Origin of the sequence: Pseudoduganella sp. RAF53_2, assembly GCF_052113985.1 — a bacterium.
Classification (GTDB): Bacteria; Pseudomonadota; Gammaproteobacteria; order Burkholderiales; family Burkholderiaceae_D; genus Rugamonas.
The window spans coordinates 1-2,341 of record NZ_JBFRDW010000802.1; the positions used below are offsets into that span (position 1 = coordinate 1).

Consider the following 2,341-nt stretch of genomic DNA (forward strand, 5'->3'; position numbering starts at 1 on the left):
GTCAAGAGCCACCTCAAACACATGATGTCCAAGCTGGACGTCTCTGCCCGAACGCAGGCCGTTGCAGTCGCCAATCAGCGGGGGTTGCTGACAATGGAATGAAATGGCCTGCAAATATCACTTGACCTTCAAGTTCACTTCAACCTTACAGTACGGGCAGATTCAAACTGAGGAGTCAACATGAAAGTATTTGACAAGCTTGTCCTGCCAAACGGTACGACCATTCCAAACCGGATCGCAAAAGCCGCCATGGAAGAAAACATGGCCGACGCCGAGCACGGTCCGTCCGATCAGCTGATGCGCCTCTATCAAACCTGGGCCGACGGCGGTGCGGGCCTGCTCATCACCGGCAACGTGATGGTCGACAGCCGGGCGATGACGGGACCTGGCGGCGTCGTGTTGGAGAATGATGAACAGATCGGGAAATTCAAGCGCTGGGCGGAAATTGGACGGGCCAAGGGCGCGCAGTTCTGGCTGCAGATTAATCACCCGGGCCGGCAAATGCCCGCCAATCTTGGACAGGATACGTGGGCGCCGTCCGCAGTCCCCATCGATCTGGGAAAAATGTCCAAACACTTCAACGCTCCTCAGGCGATGACGCAGGAGATTATCGAGGACGTGGTTCGGCGCTTCGCCAATTCCGCGCGGCTGGGCGAGCTGGCCGGATTCACGGGGGTAGAAATTCACGCCGCGCACGGCTATTTGCTTAGCCAGTTCCTGTCCCCACTGACTAACCGGCGCACCGATGCGTGGGGCGGGTCATTGCAGAATCGCGCAAGATTATTGGTGGACGTTGTCAAAGCCGTTCGTGCTGCTGTTTCGCCGGCATTTACGGTGGCGGTCAAACTCAATTCCGCCGATTTCCAGCGAGGCGGTTTCAGTGCGGACGATGCCAAGCAGGTAGTGCAACTTCTTAACGATCTGGCCGTCGACCTGGTTGAACTGTCAGGCGGCAGCTACGAAGCGCCAGCCATGCAGGGCGACGCGCGCGACGGCCGCACACTCGCACGGGAGGCATATTTTGTTGAATTCGCCCGTGATATCCAGACCGTCGCGAAAATGCCGGTCATGGTGACCGGCGGGATTCGGCGTCGACAGGTTGCAGAACAGGTCGTAGCAAGCGGATTGGACATGATCGGCATAGGCACGGCGCTGGCCATTGACCCTCACCTGCCGCGCGACTGGCGGCTTGGTAAAAACAATGCGCCTGCCCTTCGTCCGATCAACTGGAAGAACAAGGCGTTGGCGTCACTGGCAAATATGGCAGCCGTCAAATTCCAGCTCAATAAGCACAGCGCTGGCAGGAATCCGGACCCGCAGGTGTCGCCTTTGAAGGCCTTGGTCTTGCAGCAGATCGCCAACACTTGCCGCGCCCGGCAATATCGCGTCTGGATGGCGCAACGTTCAAGACGGTAACCGTAGGTTTCCGCCCAGAGGTGGGCGGGGTTCTTTGCGCGCCACCTTAGCTGGCGGCGCGTTTTTTTTATCAGTCCAGTGCTTTCGGCGCGTAAAGCGCGCTTTGGACCTCCGGTACGTACTCATAMTTGACCGTCTTCCCGGGTCAGATGTCCTTCCCGATCGCGGTTGGTGAAGTTATTCGTGACCATGACGGCTTTTGCTGGAGATATCGCCCAGCTTCTCTCCCTCGATGACAACGTCGGCCTTCCCCGTCTCCGCATCAGCAATTTCAAAGACAACGCTCTTGCCGCTTTCACGCAAGCTTATGCCGGTGAGCCACTTCGGCAAGTTGTAGCCCACCACCCCGCGGACTCTCTGTCGTTCTCACAGTACCGATACGCATAGGCGGAGAGCGCCACCAGTCCCCTGCCCGGCCACACCTGCAGCGGCAGGACCTTTGCCAGCATGTCAGGATTTCTTTCGCGCGGTGATGCCCAAGGTATCCATCACTCTGGYAGCATTGTCCTCGCATGCCATCTCTTCCGGTTTCGAGTCGATCAGCTGAATCAGCGTGAGCAGATGTGCTTTGTTCTGGGCCAGACGAACTTCCATTGATTCGATGTCGCCAACCTTCTTCCTGAGCGCGGCGATCAGTTCATCGTGCTGCCAGCCACTGGCGTCCGCAGGCAGCACCTGCTTGATTTCGTCCAGCGTAAAGCCAGTCTGTTGTGCGTTGACGATGATGGACAAAATCGCGACCGCTTCAAGCGGATATTCCCGATAGCCGTTCGACTTCCGGTCCACGGCCTTCAAAAGCCCCTTCGCCTCGTAGAAGCGAATCGTCGCCGGCGTCAGGCCAGTTCGTTTCGCCAGGTCACCGATCTTCATCGTCTTTTCACCCAAGTATCCCCTGCCAACTTTATACCTGAAGTGAACTTGAATG

Annotated in this window: 3 protein-coding genes; 1 reads left to right on the forward strand and 2 read right to left on the reverse strand. The window is 57.6% G+C overall.

Annotated elements, in window-relative coordinates; translation table 11 throughout:
* Positions 1-180 precede the first annotated feature (180 nt).
* Entirely contained in the window at positions 181-1,416 is a 1,236-nt protein-coding gene (locus tag AB4Z11_RS29690; RefSeq protein ID WP_442029471.1) for an NADH:flavin oxidoreductase/NADH oxidase family protein, read from the forward strand.
* A 177-nt stretch (positions 1,417-1,593) separates the two neighbouring features.
* Here AB4Z11_RS29690 and AB4Z11_RS29695 read toward each other — a convergent pair whose 3' ends face one another.
* Both AB4Z11_RS29695 and AB4Z11_RS29700 read right to left on the reverse strand, forming a co-directional pair.
* Complete coding sequence (locus AB4Z11_RS29695; protein ID WP_442029472.1) at positions 1,594-1,761, reverse strand: hypothetical protein; 168 nt, start codon at positions 1,759-1,761, stop codon at positions 1,594-1,596.
* A gap of 105 nt (positions 1,762-1,866) precedes the next feature.
* On the reverse strand, positions 1,867-2,341 hold a 475-nt coding region (locus AB4Z11_RS29700; RefSeq protein ID WP_442029474.1), incomplete at its 5' end, for a MerR family transcriptional regulator.

Coding starts and splice junctions, on each gene's coding strand:
- AB4Z11_RS29690 (WP_442029471.1), top strand. CDS start 181: ATGAAAGTATTTGACAAGCTTGTCCTGCCAAACGGTACGACCATTCCA.